General features: G+C 71.4%; 11 protein-coding genes. 6 read left to right on the top strand and 5 right to left on the bottom strand.

Features of this window, described 5'->3' with window-relative positions; translation table 11 throughout:
* Positions 1-2,631, bottom strand: coding sequence for a carboxypeptidase regulatory-like domain-containing protein (locus D7Y13_RS13440; RefSeq protein WP_158620394.1), 2,631 nt, complete (start codon positions 2,629-2,631; stop codon positions 1-3).
* A 346-nt stretch (positions 2,632-2,977) separates the two neighbouring features.
* On the opposite strand from D7Y13_RS13440, the gene D7Y13_RS13435 reads away from it, so the two are divergent.
* Positions 2,978-3,508, top strand: coding sequence for a hypothetical protein (locus tag D7Y13_RS13435; protein ID WP_120584150.1), 531 nt, complete (start codon positions 2,978-2,980; stop codon positions 3,506-3,508).
* Here D7Y13_RS13435 and D7Y13_RS13430 read toward each other — a convergent pair.
* The 4 genes from D7Y13_RS13430 to D7Y13_RS13415 form a co-directional block, all read right to left on the bottom strand.
* Entirely contained in the window at positions 3,505-6,306 is a 2,802-nt protein-coding gene (locus D7Y13_RS13430) for a putative Ig domain-containing protein (RefSeq protein WP_120584151.1), read from the bottom strand. The two genes, D7Y13_RS13435 and D7Y13_RS13430, sit on opposite strands and share 4 nt — an antisense overlap.
* Before the next feature lie 176 nt (positions 6,307-6,482).
* Entirely contained in the window at positions 6,483-8,471 is a 1,989-nt protein-coding gene (locus D7Y13_RS13425) for a lipoprotein TP_1001-related protein (RefSeq protein ID WP_120584152.1), read from the bottom strand.
* A 130-nt stretch (positions 8,472-8,601) separates the two neighbouring features.
* Positions 8,602-10,023 carry an IgA Peptidase M64 gene (locus D7Y13_RS13420; RefSeq protein WP_120584153.1) on the bottom strand — a complete coding sequence of 474 codons (1,422 nt, stop codon included), beginning with the start codon at positions 10,021-10,023 and terminating at the stop codon, positions 8,602-8,604.
* Positions 10,024-10,075: 52 nt separating this feature from the next.
* Positions 10,076-11,632, bottom strand: a complete 1,557-nt coding sequence (locus D7Y13_RS13415; protein ID WP_120584157.1) for a PEGA domain-containing protein — start codon at positions 11,630-11,632, stop codon at positions 10,076-10,078.
* Between the two features lie 281 nt (positions 11,633-11,913).
* On the opposite strand from D7Y13_RS13415, the gene D7Y13_RS13410 reads away from it, so the two are divergent.
* The 5 genes from D7Y13_RS13410 to D7Y13_RS13390 form a co-directional block, all read left to right on the top strand.
* Complete coding sequence (locus D7Y13_RS13410; protein WP_120533593.1) at positions 11,914-12,918, top strand: SDR family NAD(P)-dependent oxidoreductase; 1,005 nt, start codon at positions 11,914-11,916, stop codon at positions 12,916-12,918.
* Between the two features lie 84 nt (positions 12,919-13,002).
* Positions 13,003-14,004, top strand: a complete 1,002-nt coding sequence (locus D7Y13_RS13405) for a diacylglycerol/lipid kinase family protein (protein WP_120533594.1) — start codon at positions 13,003-13,005, stop codon at positions 14,002-14,004.
* 118 nt (positions 14,005-14,122) lie between these two features.
* Positions 14,123-14,812, top strand: a complete 690-nt coding sequence (locus D7Y13_RS13400; RefSeq protein ID WP_120533595.1) for an NUDIX hydrolase — start codon at positions 14,123-14,125, stop codon at positions 14,810-14,812.
* A gap of 190 nt (positions 14,813-15,002) precedes the next feature.
* Positions 15,003-15,806: a protein phosphatase 2C domain-containing protein gene (locus D7Y13_RS13395; RefSeq protein WP_120584154.1), complete on the top strand. Its 804-nt coding sequence runs from the start codon at positions 15,003-15,005 to the stop codon at positions 15,804-15,806.
* A gap of 4 nt (positions 15,807-15,810) precedes the next feature.
* On the top strand, positions 15,811-17,105 hold a 1,295-nt coding region (locus D7Y13_RS13390), incomplete at its 3' end, for a hypothetical protein (RefSeq protein WP_208734460.1).

The raw sequence follows: 17,105 nt of genomic DNA, 5'->3' as shown, positions 1-17,105 counted from the left end.
TCAGGGGGACTCAGGGTCCGAGGCCGACGGGCGGGTATCCACCGCGATGTCGCCCAGGTCGATCATCTCGCCCGCCTGCAACTTCAGCGTCCGTCTCACGTGTCCCTGGGCGTGACCCATGACGAGGAGGGCGCGCTCCCCCGCGCGCACGCCGACGAAGGAGAAGCGCCCGTCCGAATCCGGACCGGTGTCCTCCTCCCCAGGCGTCTCTCCATCGAGGAAGACAATTGCGTCGGGGAGGGGCGCCTTCGTGGCCGCGTCCACCACCCGGCCCGACACGGTGGCCGAGGCCTTCAGGGGGATCTCCACTTCGAGCGCTCCGCCCACGCTGGGAGACACCAGCACCTCTCCCGTCAAACCGTCCGCCGTCCGCGCCAGCAGTCGCAGGGGCTCGGCCGGAACGTCCTTCCATTCGAAGCGCTCGCCTGGGAACTCTCGCGGGCCCTGCCCCTGGGACAGGTAGCCCTTCTGGAGTTGGAGGACCAGGGTGAAGCCGCGCACGGGCCCGCCCTCGCGCACCACCCGTCCCCGGAGCGAGGCCGCGGGGCGCAGCTTCACGACAACTTCTTCTCCAGCGCTCACGGGCAGGGTTTCACTGGAGCGACCGCCGTTGCGCGCGTTCAGCACCACGCGTCGCGTGGCGGAGCCGGACCGCTGCGGGATGGAGATGGCGAAGCGCCCCTCCTCATCCGCGGACGCCATCATCAGGGGATTGCCCCGTCCCTCCGCCAGCGCGAGGGTGATGGAGGCCCCTGGCGAGGGCGTGCCCTGCGGCTCCAGGACGATGCCCCGGTATTCGCTCGCATCGCGCGACTCCTCCCAGGTGAACTCGACCTGGACCGTCCGCCCCTCCTCCACGCTCACCAGCTTCTGCTCGCCCGAGTCGTAGTGCCCGCGCTCGGTGAGCAGCAGCATGTGGCTCCCCGGGGAAAGGACCATCCGGAACGTCCCGTCCGCCCCGACCTCGGCCCTGCCCGGGACCCCGGTGCCCGTCGCTCCCATGCCCACGGACGTCACCCCCAGCTTGCCCTGGGGAAGGGAGCCCCGGGCCGCGCGCACCACACCTTCCACGGTGCCCGTGTCCTCCAGCGTGAAGTCCATCCGGGCCGCGCCGTTCTCGCCCACATTCACCGGATGCATTACGCCCACCGTGGAGCCCTCACGTCGGGCGGAGAGGTACACCCGGCCCGGCGCCAGCCCTTCGAGCCGGTAGTGCCCCGTGTCGTCGGTGCGGGCTTCGCCTGGAGCAGAGCCCTCATCACCCCGGTCGAGACTCGACACCTGCGCTCGCGCCACGGGCCTGCCGGCCCCATCGCGCACCTGACCCTCCACCGCGCCGGTGCGTGAGAGCATCAGGTCCACGGGGAAGCGTTCGCCCGCGCCCACCGTCAGCCCGTACCGCACGGTGGACGCGAAGCCCGTCGCGCTCACCCGCGCGTCGTAGCTGCCGGGAACCAGTCCGCGGATCCGGAAGTGGCCCTCCGCGTCCGACAGGGCACGGCCTGCCTCTCCATCCTCGCCAGAGACAAGGATGTCGATGCGAGCCCCCGCCACCGGCGTGCCCGAGGACCGCTCCACCACGCGGCCCTCCAACTGCGCGCCCGGTCCCAGTCGGATCCGCACGTCGCGCACCGTGCTTCCCGCGATGGAGACGACGGGCGCGTCGAGCACGCCGGACTCCTCGCCGCGCCGCGCGGACAGGGCGTGCGCGCCGGGCTCCACCTCCAGGGAGAAGCCCCCTTGCGCACCCGTCGTCATCCCGGGCTCGGCGTTGCCGTCCACCTGCACCTCGGCGTTCGCGGCCGGGAGGCCTTGCGCGTCCATGACGAAGCCCTCGATGACGCCCGCCACCCGCAGCGCCACCGTCAGCGGTCCCTCCGTGGGGATGCGCAGGCGCTCCAGCACCGCGCGCGCATGGCCGGGTGCCCGGGCCTCCAGCCGCCACGTCCCGGGCGCGAGCCCCTCCACGCGGAAGGCTCCTCGCGCGTCGCTCGTGACGTAGACGCGCTCCTCGTCGGGGACCTCGGCGTGCTGCCAGGGCTCCATCGCCTGCGCGTGCGCCGTGAGGATCAGCTCCACGAGCGGCACCGGTTCCATCGTTCCCTTCACCACCGTGCGCCCCGTGAGCGACTGCCCGGGCGACAGCGAGACCCGCAGCGCGGTGAGGTGCTCACCCTGGGGGCGCACCACCTCCCGCAACAGCGGCGCCTGTCCCGGGGCGCGCACCGCCATCAGGTAGCGTCCGGGCGCCGACGCGATCCGCACGTGTCCCCGCGCATCCGTGAGTCCCTCGCCCACCCGTCGCCACGCCGTCGTCCCGAGCGGGGCTTCGCGCGCGCCCTGCCAGTAGAGCCGCGCATGGGCCCCGGCGAAGGGCTGCCCCTCCACGAGGACCTCCACCTCCAGGAGGCCCTCCGCCTCGCCAGGCGTCTGGGCCAGAGGGGGCGTGTTGCCCGCATCCGACCGCTCGGAGCGCCCCGACCCGGGATGCGCCGGGCCCGCGGGAGCGACCGTATCGGCCGTGGCGCGTTCCTCCGAAGCGCTCGGACCTCTGAAGCGCAGCGCCCAGAACAGCGCGAGGCCGCACCCGACCAGGAGGACCGCCCACACCCCGATGCTCCGCCCGCGCATGCCTGCCATCCTCGCCCCCCGAGCCGGCGGGGCACCGACCGCGAGTATCACCCCGAATGGACCGGTGCGGCCCCGAGTCCGAGGCCCATGTCCCGGCCAGGGTCTGGTTGACGGCGGGCCCCATCCGGCAGGCGGGCGAAGGAGGGGTTGGACCGTGTGCGTGCCTGCTGGCCTGCCCTCCCGTCAGGAAGGACAGGAGCCCCTCCGGGACACGCCGCGGTCCCGAAGCCCGTGGTTCCCGGCAGGACGAAGCATCCGCATGTTTTCCCGCAAGGGAGTGGGGAGCGGGCCCGGGGCGCGACACGGGCCCTTCGCAGGAAGCGGGAGGACATGACCTATGCGTGGAATGCGCAGGACGGCCGGCCTGCTGATGCTGGGCTTCGTGGGACTGGGAAGCGTCTGGGCATGTGGAGACCGGGAGCCGAAGCCGGAGGGCCCACCCGCCAAACACCGCGAGGGGCGCTCGGAGGTCCTGCGCGGGCTGATGGCCTCCAAGGAGCGGGTGGATCCCGGCGCCTTGAAGGGCGCGGGTGAGGACGTGAAGGAGACCCCCGTCTCCGCGCAGCCGACGCCCGCCGGAACCGGCGGCTCCGGCCGGCCCGATGCACAGGGCTGGGCCGCGGGCAGGGTGTCGTGGGTGGGCGACGACGAGGTGCTCTTCGTGGACGGCCAGGGCGAGGAGCGCGAGGTCCGCGTGGAGGAGGGTACGCGGCTGCGCCGGGACGAACAGAGCGCGCAGCTGCGCGACCTGTCGGAAGGGGATGAGATCCGCGTCACCTACGAGGACACGGGCGAAGGATGGATCGCCCGTGACCTGGAAGCAGTGCCCGCGCGCAAGGAGCCCGAGCCGGACCCCACCTCTCCGCCCCTCCGCTAGGGCAGGAGCTGGAAGGCTCCTCCGTCCGCGCGACGACCCGGCGAGGACGCAAGGCCAGGGGGCAGCGTGGTGTGCCGTGCGAAGCCCACGTCCGGCGTCAGGTCCGGGGAGCGGTTGTCGGACACGTTGTCCGCGGGGTTCACATACGCGTAGGCGTCCACGACGCCGCCGTCCATGCTTCGCAGCTGCACGGTGTCCCGGTCGTTGTTGAGGCTCAGCGTCCCGCTGGAGGCCGCGACGGTGTCGGGCGTGCCGGAGGGGAAGGCCGTGGCCCCGCCGTAGACGACCAGGGCCCGGCCCGGGGCGAGCGTCGTGCCCGGGGCGAAGATGTGCCGGGAGGACGTGGCGTCCCACAGGCTCCACCGGGACAGGTCCACGGAGGCGGGGCCCGCGTTGTAGACCTCAATGAATTCGAGCGCGGTGCTGCCCAGCGGCCTGGCGAGAAACTCGTTGATGAACACGCGCGGCGCCGTGCGCGTGAACCAGAGCGCCACCGGGTTCATGTCGAAGCGCGAGTCCTTCGCGGTGTCCACCACGCGCACGCGCACCGTCGGGTTCTCCAGGTCCGGCACCGTCCACGCATGGCGGCCCACGGCCGCGGACACCGAAGGCGCGATGACGCCCCAGTGTTCGCCGTCGTCGTAGGAGACCTCGATGCGCACCGTCGCCACGCCCGCGGAGCGCCAGGTGAAGGTCAGCGTCTCGCCCTTCACGAAGGTGCCGCTCAGGGGCGCGGTGAGCTTCACGCGCGGGCCGGCGGGACCGCTGAAGTCATAGCGACTGAGGACGGGGAAGTGGTCGCTGACGGCGCCGGCGTAGTCCGGAATGGACGTGTCGGGGCGGAGCACCTGGACGGCGCCGGGCACGGCCTCGAGGGTCATCTCGTCGGTGGCGAGCGTGTGGTCGATGACCTCGTCGTACTCCACGGTGGTGCGGTTGTTGGAGGCGGTCAGCGGCTGGGTGATGAACGTGTAGTGGGTGGGGTCGTCGAGGAAGTTCGCGAACGGCGTGGGCAGCGCGGTGCCGTTGTCGGTGGCGATGGACTCATCCAGGTCATCGTTCCAATCGCCGATGACGAGCACGCGCGCCTCGGGCAACCAGACGTCCAGGTAGTTCTTGAGCGCGGCGGAGGAGCGCAGGCGCTGCCCGTAGGAGGTCAGGTCCTCGAACGCCTTCATGTGCACGACGATGACGACCAGCGGCGCGTCCTCGCCGTGGATGCGGGTGGTGAAGTCCACACGCAGGGGCGGGCGTCCGCCGAAGTCCGCGGCCTGCGCGGTGAGGATGATCTGCGCGCTGCGGTAGGTGAGGGAGCTGTCGTAGAGGATGCCGGGCTTCTGTTCGCCGGCCGAGTACAGCGACGTGCCGCTCAGCACATACGCGGGGTTGTTGGCTAGGAAGCCCGTGTAGCCGGGCAGGCCGGCCTTGAGGGTGTCGAAGTCGGCGGTGTCCACCATCTCCACCAGTCCCCAGACGTGGGCGTTGGCGGAGCCCAGCACCTCCCTGGCACCCGCGACCTGGAGATCATCCGGAAGGCCGCCGTCGGAGGTGGAGCGCGGCGGGCCCTGGTTGGGGGCGCCGAACCACTCCAGGTTCCAGTGGCCCACGGTGAACAGCTTCGAAGGCGCGAGCACCGTCAGCGGCAGGCGGCGCGACACCGTCTGTCCCGCCGCGTCGCGCACGGTGGCGGTGAAGGGCACGGTGCCCGCGGCGGTGGGCACGCCGGACAGGGTGCCATCGGGAGTCAGGGACAGGCCGGCGGCCAGCGTGCCGGTGAAGCTCCAGGTGTGCGGCTTGCTTCCCCCGGACGCGACGAGCGTTTCGGAATAGGGCTCGCCCACGCGTCCGTCCGCGAGCGACAGGGACTTCATCTCGAGGGTGCTGGAGGCGAAGGACAGCCGCAGCTCGCGGGAGGCCGTGCGAGCGTTGGCGTCCGTGACGGTGACGGTGAAGGCCGCGCCTTCCTGCGTGGGCGTGCCGGACAGGACGCCCGCGCCCGACAGGGTGAGTCCGGCAGGCAGCGCGCCCGGGGCCGCGCTCCAGACGAGCGGGGCCTTTCCTCCGGTGGCCGTCAGCGTCGCGGAGTAGGGCTGCGCCGCATCTGCGTCCGGCAGCAGGGTGGACGTGATGGAAGGAAGCGGGAGGACGGACAGCGCATGGGTCCAGGCTGCGGCGCGGCCCGAGTCCTGGACGCCCACGGTGAGGACAGCGCTCCCGGGCACGGTGGGTACACCGGACAGGGTGCCACCGGCTTCCAGGCGCAGCCCGTCCGGCGGTGTGCTCCCGGTGCTCCAGACCGGGGCGACGGCGCCGTCGGGTGCGCGGAAGGTCCAGGCGTAGGGTTCGGAGACATAGGCGTCCGGAAGCAGGGCGAACGCGGTGCCGTTGATGCGCAGGGTCAGCGTCTGTTCGACGCGGGTGCCCTGGGCGTCCTGGACCTCGACGGTGAACGCGTGGCCACCGGAGAAGCGCGGGGTGCCCGTCAACACGCCATCGGAGGACAGCGTGAGCCCGTCCACGAGCGGGCCCAGCGTCACCCGCCAGGAGTAGGGTGCCTGTCCTCCGGAGGCCAGGAGCGCGGCCTCATAGGGCGCGAGTGCTTCGGCGGCAGCCAGCGTCGCGCTGGAGATGGTGAGCGCGGGAGTCTGGCCCGCATCCACGGGCACGCCGCTGTCGGAGGTCTGGCCCGCATCCACGGGCACGCCGCTGTCGGGAGGCGGTGCGGGCGTGGGGCCGGGGCCGGGACAGGCGCTGAGCAGCAGGGCCAGCAGCGGAGCGAGAACGCGAAGAAGCGACATGGGCCGTCCGAGTTGGGCGCCGGGGTTGGGCGCGGACTCGAGACAGAGGCCCACCCCGATGGCGGGCGGCGCGTCCCGACAGGGGACAGCGTGACAGATTGCCCGGCCGACAAGAAGAAGGGCCGCGATCCCAGGAGGATCGCGGCCCTGTCACTTCAGGACTTCACGGGGAGCGACTACGGATTCGCGACACCCCAGGACGGCGCGCCCACGGCCCAGTCGGCCTTGGTGTTCGTGTCGGTGGCGCCGATGCGGCGGATCGAGTTGCTGGCCGGCGTCGCACCGGACGAGGGCAGGGTGGTCCAGTCCGCGGAGACATCCTGCGCGGTCGGCGTGGTGGTGGCCGTGCAGGGCAGGACGCCACCGCAGTCCGCGGGCAGCCACTGACCGGCTGCCTGGATGGCCTGGAGGCTGCCCGGGAAGGTGCCCGGCGCCGTGGTCGTGCTGCGCCCGAAAGGCACCGCGTCCTGGATCTGGCCCAGCGCGTCGCGCACCACGACGACCCGGCTGGAGAACGGGAGGTTCGCGGTCGCGCCCTTGAAGTCCCAGGCGGTGTCGTAGTTGGCCGCGTTGCTGCTGGTGGGGAACTGGTTCTTGGCGGTCGTCTCGCTGTCCACGGTGCCATTCAGGTGGACCACGATGATGTCCCCTTCAGCCACGAGCACGTCGGGCAGGGTGGCCAGGAGCACCGTGGTGGTGACGTCCTGCTGCACCTGGATGCCACCCGTCGTGCCGGCGGAGATGACCTGCAGCTCCAGGAGGTCCAGGTTGGCCGGCGTCGCCGCGCTGGGCTGCACTTCGGTGAGGCGCAGGACCGCCGCCGTGCGGAAGCCCTTGAAGGCCGCCGTGTTGGGGATGGTGATCGCGCCGCCCACCGTGTCCTTCACGGACGAGGCGACCGACACCGCGTAGTCCGCGCCACCGGTCTGCGCGGAGGTCGTCACGAGAACGTCCTTGCCGCTGACCGTCGCGCTCTGCGCCTGGATGCCATTGGTGAACGTGAACTGCGCCGGCACGTCCGTGAGGCTGGCCGCGCTGATGGGACGGCTGAAGGAGACCTTGACCTCGGTGAGCGACGTCCCGATGGCGCTCACCAGCGTCGGGGCCGGGCAGGTGACACCCGTCAGGTCCGTCGCGTAGTACGCGGACGGCTGCACGGTGGTGACAGGGGGCGTGGCCGCCGAGGTGAACTTCCAGATGGGACCAGCGCCCAGCGTCACGGCGCACGAATCGACGAGCCCCAGGCCCGCCGCCACCGTCTCCGTCACGCGGAGCTTGAGGTTCGCGTTGTTGATGCCACCGGTCCGGAGCGTGAACGCCACGTGGCCGGAGCCGCTGGCCGAGGAGCCGCCGTTGAGCGTGCCGCTCATCCGGGCAATCGTCGCGAAGTAGGTGTCCGCCTTGTCGAGCAGCTCCGTCGTGGGCGCGCTGGAGCGGTCCACCACGAGGCCCGCGGGCGTCGCCGTGTTGAGGTTGCGCACCGGGTGACCCGAGCTGACGACCTTCAGGTCGGTGTAGCTGCTGGCCGCCTTGTTCACGCCGCTCAGCACCGTCGCACCGGTGACGTTGAGTTCGACGCGGTCACCCACCTGCACCGTGCCGACCGGGGCCACGACGAACATCGCGGGTCCGTTCGCCTCCGCCTGCAGGAAGAACCCCGCGACGTCGGCGCCCACCTCGGGCTTGACGTAGGTCACGAACGCGCCGTTGACGGGCAGCGCCGGATCATAGGTCGTGCCCGCGGCGGCCTTGAAGGCCGCGATCTGCGCGCTGGTATCCGTCACGGCCGGGCCTGAGTCCTCACAGGTCAGCGTCGTCGGATTGCAGACCTGGGTCAGCGTGCACGCCGGCGTGCACGCCGAGCCCGTGCCGGCGTCCGTCTCCGTGCCGGCATCCGTCGTGGTGCCCGCGTCCGTGCCAGTGCCCGCGTCCGTGGTGGTGCCCGCGTCCGTGCCCGCGTCCGTGCCAGTGCCCGCGTCCTCCTCGGGCGTCGGCGTCAGCGTGCGCAGCTCGCACTTGTTCTCGACACAGGCGTAGGCCTGCCCCGCGGGCGGCGTGCCCTTGTCGCGGCAGTCGAACTGATCAACACACTCATCTCCACAACCCGTACCGACCGTGACGAACACGGTGGTCACGAGCGCCGGCAGCCAGCTCCGCTTCAGCATGTGAATGCCTCCCCTGGGGATTTCAGATTGCAGACTGCGTCCCCCTTACACCTGAAAATGAGGGGGCGTCCATTTGCCCAACCCCCTGCCACATCCCTGTCACGCACAGGACCCTTGGAAACTCTGAAAGTCAGGGAGTCTTCCGGGGTTGGGCGCGAGCCGGGCCCGCGTAGAGGTCGATGATCTCACTGATTCCGTGCTGACAGACGGCGCAGAAGGGCACCCGGTCGCGGGTGAACATCACGCAGTCGGTTTGTGGACGGTAGAAGCCGCGCGACTCGTACATCGCGCCCTCGTAGGCCCCCACCTTCCCGGCGACCTTCAGCGCGCCCAGGAATTTCTCCTCCCAGTCCCGCTGCGACGTGAAGAGCGCATCCATCTCCGCCTCGGGTTTGCGTTCCGCGCGAATCTTCTGCCGGCGCTGCTGCACCTGGACGGCATGCGCGTCGAACGCGGCCTGATTCCACGGCGTGGGGATGGGCGTGCCCGGGGACACCAGGTCCTTCCACTTGAGCTGCGCGGGGTCCTTGAGCGCGGTGACGTTCTTCTCCCACGGCTCCACCCGGTCCTCGGGCGCGGGGCCGTAGACGGACGCGGAGGAGTAGTACTCGTCCGCGAGGCCAGCGAAGTGGTGGCCGAACTCGTGGACGAAGACGTAGGGGGCCCAGAGGCTGTCGGCCGCCACGGTGCCGAAGAGGTTGAAGATGCCGCCGCCGCCGTAGGTGTTGCCGTTGGCCAGGATTTCCACGAACTCGTAGGGCGCGAAGGCGGCGGTATCACGCAGCGCGGCGTTGTCGAAGGTGAGGATGTAACGCTCGGCGCCAAAGGCGTCGTACGTGGAACCCAGGGGTGGACGCCGGTGGATGCCGGTGGAGGGCCGCGAGATGCCGGACTCGGCCGCCCCGGGCATCAGGCCCCAGACGTTGAAGTCCCCCTTGCGCTCCTTGAAGGGCGAATAGCTGAAGAGGATGTCCAGCATCCGCCGCGCGTCCTTCTCGAACTTCGGCCGCTCGGCCTCCGTGTAGCCGTCACCCAGGATGAGGAAGTCCACCTTGTCCTGCGATGGGCCGCTCTCCAGGAATTTGATCAACGCGCCCGGCGCGGGCGGGGAGGACGGATCGACGAAGGGGTCCTTCGGATCCACGATCAGCGACCACACCTCGCGGAAGGCATTCTGGGCGTCGCGCTTCTTCAGGATGACCTGGACGGGCTCGGAAGGGCTGGGGAAGCGCAGCGACTCGCTGAAGGTGCGGTGGCCCTGCTTCGCCTCGCCCGTCAGCTCCCACTCGCCGAAGATGGAGGCGAAGCCTCGCGAGTACAGGAGCCGGTTCGTCTTCCGGTCCCGCACCTCGAAGAAGTACTTGCCCAGGTTCGTTTCGTCGAGCGCCCGCGCCGGGTGGCCCGGCCAGGGCAGCGGCTCCACGACGAGCCGCTCCAGGCTGAAGCGCTCCTCGGTGGCGTTGCCGGTGTGGAAGTAGTCGACGCGGAAGGTCCGGGGCGCCGCGAGGGCGGTGCTCGCCGTGAGCAGCAGCAGGAGGAGGGAAGCGCGCATGGGGCGGCACTCTATGCGCACCGCCCCCGGTGCTTCCCGTGGGAATGTCCGGTCAGAACGACCCGGAGACACTCGCCGCCGCGCCCGTCCCGTCCGCCGCGACGCCCAGCGTGAGGGACGGCGGAGGCTTCGCGGGCGAGGACACGAGGTAGAGCACCGCCCCCGTCACGACCGCCGCGCCCCCGCCGATGAGCAGGCCCGTCATCAGGTCACTCTTCTTCACGAGCGAGTCGCGCAGCGCGACGGTCTGGGAGTCCGTGCCCACCAGCCGGCCACCGGTCGCCGCGCGGCGGGCCTCCAGGTCGTCCAGGTCCTTCTGGGCCAGGAGCCGCACGATGCCCGCGCCGCCCAGGCCCGCCACGCCCGCACCCAGCGCCACGTAGGACGCCGTGCGCAGGCCCGTCCCCGGCGGGGCCGTGGAGGTGGAGAGGTCCGCTTCCTCCGACAGGCGGCTGGGGGCGGTGAGGTCCGCGCCCGTGCTGGAGGCCGGCGGGACCCGCGCGCTCGCGTCCCAGGGGGCCCGGCCGTTGGCGTTGTTCATCACCACGAGGTTCGAGGGTGAGCGTCCGGTGGTGACGAAGTCCACGAGCGCGTTGAGCGCCTCGCTGGGGGCCTCCAGGCCCTGCGTCTTGAAGCCGCCCTCGCGCAGCTTCTGTCCACCCTCGACGTTGAGCACCGTGGCGGCGAACCACTTGGGCCCGCTGCTCGGACGCTCCAGCCGCACGACGATGACCTCCTCCACCCCGAGCGTGCCGCCCAGGCGCACCGCGTGGCTCAGCGTGCGCTCCTCATTGCCATCCGCGACGGCAAGGCAGGGAAACGGCGCGGCCGTCACCGACCCCTCATACGCCAGGTCCACCAGCAGCGGCGTGTCCACGCCCTGGGCCTGCACCTGCCGGGGGAAGCTCACCACGTCCCCCTTCACCACGGAGATGTCATACGCCCCGGCGGGAAGCTCCTGCGTGAGCGGCGTCTGGCCCACGCCCAACCCGTCCAGGTACACGTCCGACGCAGGCAGCGTGGACTTCACCGACAGATTCACCTTCGGAGCCCGCGCCAGGTCGCGGCGCAGCTTTTCGAACGCCTGCCGCAGGGAGGGGGCGTACTGGTCCGGGTCCAACTGGTACGTCGGCTGGAGCCGCAACACCTGGAGGAACGCCGCGTCGCTGTCCTTGAGCTTCCCGAGCGCCCGGTGGTTGAGGCCGTGCAGCAACTGCGCGTGCACGAAGAGCTTCCAGCGCTCCTCCCCCGCGGGCAGGCGCTTGATGTCGCGCAGCGCATCGTCCAGCAACTGGGTCGCCTTGGCGTTGCGGCCCTCGTAGAACTGGTCCTGCGCGGCGTCGAGCTGACGCTGGAGGTCCTCGAAGGAGCGCGCGGGGGCGGGGAAGAGCCGCTCGGCGAACTCGGGAGCGCCCAGCACGCGCTGCTCGGGGCGGGCGCGCAGCGAGTCGTAGAACGCCTTCGACTGGCCGCTCAGCTCCGCGTCCCGGCAGTCGCCGCTGGAGACCACCAGCCGGTGGGGCGCGGCCTGCGCGGCGGTGCACAGCAGGCACAGCAGCAGCGCGAACGGGGTCGGCTTCGGGACGGAGGTCAGGGACACGGAGCGCATGGGCACGTGGGAGGGCAAAGGGATGCCAGGCCCGCGATGCAGGCCGCGTTCCGTCCTCTACCGGACTGCCCGCCCTCCAGGCCAGTGACCCCGGGCAGCTCCTGCCGGTCCCGATCCTGGACGCCCATCCGACTCACGGGCCCCCCGCGCCCGGGCTGCTCCGCTGGCTGCTCCCCAGGTGAGCCACCAGAGGCACGGGTACGACTCCTGCTTCGTCCCCACTTTCCGACGTGGGGCGTCACGGGCGACGCCCACTCAACCTTCCTCAAGGACCTCACACCATGGATCGCGCCTGGAAGAAGAAGGTCATCGTCATCACCGGAGCCTCCAGCGGCATCGGCCGGACCACGGCGTTGCTGCTGGCGAAGAAGGGCGCGCACGTGGTCCTCGCCGCGCGCCGGGAGGAGCCGCTGGAGGACCTGGCGGCCGAGTGCGAGGCCCTGGGGGTCCAGGCCCTGGTGGTGCCCACCGACGTGTCGGACGCGGCGTCCGTGCACCACCTGGCGGAGGAGGCCGTGCGCGCCTTCGGCCACTTCAACGGCTGGGTGAACAACGCGGGCGTCTACATGCTGGGCAGTCTGGAGGAGACGCCGGACGAGGCCTTCCGCCAGCTCATGGAGGTGAACTTCTTCGGCACGGTGAGCGGCGCGCGCGCGGCGCTGGGCCAGTTCCGCCGCCAGGGCTATGGGACGCTCGTCAACGTGTCCTCCGCCTTCGGGACCGTGCCCGCGCCCTACCTGAGTGCCTACGTGGCCTCCAAGTTCGCGGTGCGCGGCTTCTCCGCGTCGCTGCGCCAGGAACTGCTGCGCACCGGCATCGACGTGTGCACGGTGATGCCCGCCGCCATCGACACGCCCCTGTGGCGCCACACCGCCAACTACACCGGCTGGCGCATCCGCCCAGTGGAGCCCGTCTACGCGCCGGAGCGCGTGGCCCGCACCATCCTGCGCGTCCTGCGCCACCCTGAACCGGAGACCCTCGTTGGCCCCGCGGGCAAGAGCTTCGCGGCGATGCACGGGCTGTTCCCCGCCACCTTCGAGCGCTCCATGCGCGCCGGCACAGACGTCCTGCACTTCAAGGACGAGCGGCAGGGCGCCACCTCCGGCAACGTCTTCCAGCCCATGCCCGAAGGCACCGGGACGTCGGGCGGTTACCACGGGGCCGGAAAACAATGGCTGCGCCGTCTTCTGGTCGCCGGAGGACTGGCCGCCGCGGCGGTGTCCCTGCGCCGCCGTGCGAGCGACCGCCGTCTGGGCCTGAGGCTTTCGCACGCCCTGGGGGTGTGATGCCCATGTTTCGCGGGTGCGCCCTCATTCCGGGGGACTCCGTGACGGGGCCATGACATGACCTGGGGAAGAGTCACACCCGCCATGAACATCGCCGTCCTCGTCAATCTGCGTGCGCGTAAAGGCTCCGAGGGCATGGGGGGGCTTGTCCGCGACCTGCTTCCCCGAGCCCGGGTGGCCCTCACCCGTTCCCTCGAAGAAGCGCGGGAGTGGGTGGACCAGCTCCGGCATGACCCGCCCAGCCTGCTGCTGGCGGGCGGAGGCGACGGCACCATCACCGGCCTGCTCAACGAGCTGCGCTCCCAGGGCGTGGCCCTGCCCGCCATCGGTGTGCTGCCCCTGGGCACTGGCAACGCCTGGGCCCGCGTCACCGGCGCGCCCCGTCCCCACGTGGCCCTGAAGCAGATCGCCGCGTACGGCGAGCGGCTGCCGCCCCTGCGTCCCTTCTCGCTGGTGCGGGTGGAGGGCCGGGTGGCGCCCTTCGCGGGCACCGGCTGGGACGCGGAGATGATTCAGGACTTCAAGAACCAGCTCGCCAGCGCCGGGCCGCTCAAGAGCACGCAGGCGGGCCTGCGCGGCTACCTGGGCGCCATGTTCACCCGCACGGTGCCCCGGCACCTGTTCGGCGAGGGCAACCCGAACGTGTCCGTCTACAACCTGGGCGGCTCCGCGCTGACCATGGACTCGACGGGCGCGGTGCGGCCGGTGCCCAACGGTGGCGAGGGCGCGCTCCTGTACCAGGGCCCCGCGGGCGTGGCCGGCGCGGCCACCACGCCGGAGTGGGGCTTCGGCTTCAAGGCGTTCCCCTTCGCGCAGGCGGTGCCCCACCGGCTGTCGGTGCGCGTGTACGGCGCCGGGGTGATGGAGGCGACGCGCAACATGTTCCGCCTGTGGCGCGGGGAGCACCCCATGCCGCGCATGCACGACTTCTTCGTGGAGCGCCTGCGGATGGACTTCGACCGCGACGTGCCCTTCCAGATGGGTGGCGACGTGCTGGGCATGCGCCGCTCGCTGGAGTTCGACCTGGCGGAAGAGAACGTCCAGCTCGTGGACTGGCGCCGCCTGGGCCGCCTGCTCGAAGCGTAGTCGCCGTCCCGGCCGTCCTCCTTCGCGCGAAGGCGCTTGCCCCCACCGTGTCCCCTGGACACGATGCCGGCGCGCCTTCGCGTGGGGTCACCCTGCGAAGGACGGAGGGTGTCCACACGTGAGCCACACCTATGAGTACCCGCGCCCGGCGGTGACGGTGGACTGTGTCGTCTTCGGGTTGGACGAGGAGGACCTCAAGGTGCTGCTCATCCAGCGCGGGGTGGAGCCCTACGCGGGGCGGTGGGCGCTGCCCGGCGGCTTCGTGCGCATGGAGGAGTCCCTGGAGGACGCCGCGCGCCGCGAACTGGAGGAGGAGGCGGGCCTGCGCACCAGCCACCTGGAGCAGCTCTACACGTTCGGCGCGCCGGAGCGGGACCCCCGGGGCCGCGTCATCACCGTGGCGTACTTCGCGCTGGTGAAGCTCAGCGCCCATCACCTGCAAGCGTCCACCGATGCGCGCGAGGCGGCGTGGTTCTCCGTCTGGGACACGCCCAAGCTCGCGTTCGACCACGCGGACGTGCTCGCCACCGCGCTGCAGCGGCTCAAGGGCAAGGTGCGCTACCAGCCCATCGGCTTCGAATTGCTGCCGCCCAAGTTCACCCTGTCGCAGCTCCAGCGGCTGTACGAAACGGTGCTGGAGCGCGAGCTGGACAAGCGCAACTTCCGCAAGAAGATCCTCGCCATGGACCTCTTGGAGGAACTGGATGAGGTGGAGCAGGACGTGTCCCACCGCGCCGCCCGCCTCTACCGGTTCGACCACAAGAAGTACAAACAGCTTGAGAAGGCCGGCTTCAACTTCGAGCTCTGACGGGCCCCCCGTCCCCTGTTGACCGCGGCGCTCCGGACTGCCCCGGAGTGCTGGTCCCGTGCGTCGTCTTGACTTCGTGTCATATGGACACTATGTTTGTGTCGTAGATACACGAAGTCGGGGCGGCCGCCGGTCGCTTCTTTTCCGCAGGTTCCTGTCGTGCGTGCCCTTCGAGGGCCACGGGAGAGCCATGTCCACGCTGCCCTTCGACGTCGCGGTGGGTTCGGTGCAGGGCCGGGAGCACGCGCGCTCGGGGCGCAACAACCAGGACGCCGTCTGCGTCCGGGAGAGCGAGCACGGGTTGGTGGCGCTGGTGGCGGACGGGTGTGGCAGCCAGCCGTGCAGCGAGCTGGGCGCGCAGCTGGGCGTGCGGCGGCTGGCGCAGGCGGCGCAGGCCCGGCTGGCGCGCGGGGAGACGGTGGACGGCGAGGGGTTCCTCCCGGGGCTGCGCGAGGACCTGCTGGGGCTGCTGGACGGGCTGTGCGCGACGCTGGGCCGGGACGCGCTGGGGGACTTCCTCTTCACCATCGTGGGGACGGTGGTGACGCCCACGCACACGCTCGTCTTCTCGTCGGGGGATGGGGTGTGGATGCTCAACGGCGAGGTGCACTCGCTGGGGCCGTTCCCGGGCAACGCGCCGCCGTACCTCGCGTATTCGCTCCTGCGCGGGGAGGACGTGCCGCTGGTGTCACGGGCGCTGGTGCCCACCGACGACGTGCACGCGCTGCTCCTGGGCACGGACGGGGTGGGGGATCTGCTGGGGCTCGCGGCGGCGCGGCTGCCCGAGCGCGACGAGCCGGTGGGTCCGCTGTCGCGGTTCTGGACGGAGGACCGCTACTTCACGAACCCGGACGCGGTGCGACGGCGGCTCGCGCAGCTCAACCGTGAAGCGGTGCGCGCGGACTTCGCGGAGCGGCGGCTGCTGCGCACGCCGGGCCTGCTGTCGGATGACACCACGCTGGTGGTGCTGCGTCGGCGGATGGGGAGGGCGTGAGGCCATGGACGTCTGGCTGGAAGGAAAGAAGGTGCGGTTGGATCCGCAGCGCGCGCTGGGCAAGGGCGGCGAGGCGGATGTGTATGACCTGGGCGACGGACGCGCGCTCAAGGTCTTCAAGCGGCCCGAGCATCCGGACTACATGGGCTTGACGCACGAACAGGACGCCGCGAAGGCGCGGCTCGCGGAGCACCAGCGCAAGCTGCGCGCCTTCCCCCAGGGCCTGCCGTCCAGGGTGGTGACGCCGCAGGCGCTGGCCACGGACCGCAAGGGCGCGGAGGTGCTGGGCTACGCGATGCGCAAGCTGGACGGCGTGGAACCACTGCGCCGGTGGGGGGAGCCCGCGTTCCGGCGCGCGGGTGGCAGGTCCGCGGACGCGGTGACGGTGCTCGCGGGATTGCACCGGGTGCTGGGCGCGGTGCACGCGAACGGCGTGGTGGTGGGGGACTTCAATGACCTGAACGTGCTGGTGACGGGGACGGACGCGTACCTCATCGACGCGGACAGCTTCCAGTTTGGAAGCTACGTCTGCCCGGTGTTCACCGAGCGGTTCCTGGATCCGCTGCGCCTGGACACGGGAGCGCAGGCGCTCACGCCGGTGCGGCCGGCGACGGTGGACAGTGATTGGTATGCCTTCGCCGTCACCGTGATGCAGTCGCTGCTGTGCGTGGGGCCGCAGGGCGGCATCCACCGACCGAAGGCGCAGGGCGCGCGGCTGAACGCGGTGGCGCGGGTGCTCCAGCGCGTCACCGTCTTCCACGCGGACGTGCAGTACCCCAAGCCCGCGCTGCCCCGGGCCACGCTGCCGGATGAGGTGCTGCACCTGTTCCACCAGGTGTTCGTGGAGGACCTGCGCGGCGCGTTCCCGCTGCCGGTGCTGGAACGGCTGCGCTTCACGGTGTGCGCGTCGTGCGGTGTGGAGCATGCGCGGACCGCCTGTCCTTCGTGTCAGCCGCATGCGACGGCGGCGGCCACGCCGGTGACGGCGGTGCGGGGGCAGGTGGTGGCGACGCGGAAGTTCACCACCCGGGGCGTGGTGGTGCACGCGAGCGCGGACGACGGGACGGTGCGCTTCGTCCACCACGCGGACGGCGCCTACCGGCGCGAGGACGGGCGCACGGTGATGCGCGGTGGGTTGGACCCATCGCTGCGCTGGGCGGTGCAGGGGGACGTGACGCTGCTCGGGCAGGGCGGCCGGGTGGCGGTGTTCGCGCCGGGCCGGGCGCCGGAGTTCCTGGGGGTGGACACCTGCGAGAACAAGCCGGTGTTCGCGGCCAATGCCAGACACCGGTTCTGGGC

Origin of the sequence: Corallococcus praedator (assembly GCF_003612125.1) — a bacterium.
Classification (GTDB): Bacteria; Myxococcota; Myxococcia; order Myxococcales; family Myxococcaceae; genus Corallococcus; species Corallococcus praedator.
Note: the sequence above shows the minus strand (reverse complement) of the source record. Positions and strands in the feature narration are given on the sequence as shown.

Coding starts and splice junctions, on each gene's coding strand:
- D7Y13_RS13440 (WP_158620394.1), bottom strand. CDS start 2,631: ATGCGCGGGCGGAGCATCGGGGTGTGGGCGGTCCTCCTGGTCGGGTGC.
- D7Y13_RS13420 (WP_120584153.1), bottom strand. CDS start 10,023: ATGCGCGCTTCCCTCCTCCTGCTGCTGCTCACGGCGAGCACCGCCCTC.
- D7Y13_RS13410 (WP_120533593.1), top strand. CDS start 11,914: ATGGATCGCGCCTGGAAGAAGAAGGTCATCGTCATCACCGGAGCCTCC.
- D7Y13_RS13395 (WP_120584154.1), top strand. CDS start 15,003: ATGTCCACGCTGCCCTTCGACGTCGCGGTGGGTTCGGTGCAGGGCCGG.
- D7Y13_RS13435 (WP_120584150.1), top strand. CDS start 2,978: ATGCGCAGGACGGCCGGCCTGCTGATGCTGGGCTTCGTGGGACTGGGA.
- D7Y13_RS13405 (WP_120533594.1), top strand. CDS start 13,003: ATGAACATCGCCGTCCTCGTCAATCTGCGTGCGCGTAAAGGCTCCGAG.
- D7Y13_RS13425 (WP_120584152.1), bottom strand. CDS start 8,471: ATGCTGAAGCGGAGCTGGCTGCCGGCGCTCGTGACCACCGTGTTCGTC.
- D7Y13_RS13430 (WP_120584151.1), bottom strand. CDS start 6,306: ATGTCGCTTCTTCGCGTTCTCGCTCCGCTGCTGGCCCTGCTGCTCAGC.
- D7Y13_RS13415 (WP_120584157.1), bottom strand. CDS start 11,632: ATGCGCTCCGTGTCCCTGACCTCCGTCCCGAAGCCGACCCCGTTCGCG.